Raw genomic sequence first — 352 nt, 5'->3', positions numbered from 1 at the left:
CCGGGGCGAGCCGCAGGCGAGCTTCACGAGGTCGTAGCCGGTGACGTTCTTCATGACGCGGCCGCCGGAGCGGATGACCTCGCCGCGCCCGGTCGTCAAGCGGATGCCGATCAGCGCGTCGCGGGCCGCGCCCGCGATCACCCGCCGCGGCCCGGAGGCGTTGGTCGCGACCAGGCCGCCGATGGTGGGCTCGCCTGCGCCGCCATAGAGCGCCCGGTGGTCGAAGGGCTCGAAGGCGAGCCGCTGGCCTTCCGCGGCGAGCGCCGCCTCGACTTCGGCGACCGGCGTGCCGGCCCTGGCCGAAACCACGAGTTCGGCGGGTTCGAGCAGCGTGACGCCGGTCAGCCGCTCG

Annotated in this window: 1 protein-coding gene; it reads right to left on the bottom strand. The window is 75.3% G+C overall.

The features are described 5' to 3' along the window. The coding region (locus EK403_RS23490; RefSeq protein WP_245479821.1) for an FAD-binding protein at positions 1-352 on the bottom strand (352 nt) is incomplete at both ends.

Source organism: Hansschlegelia zhihuaiae, from assembly GCF_004103825.1.
GTDB lineage: Bacteria > Pseudomonadota > Alphaproteobacteria > Rhizobiales > Methylopilaceae > Methylopila > Methylopila zhihuaiae.
Note: the sequence above shows the minus strand (reverse complement) of the source record. Positions and strands in the feature narration are given on the sequence as shown.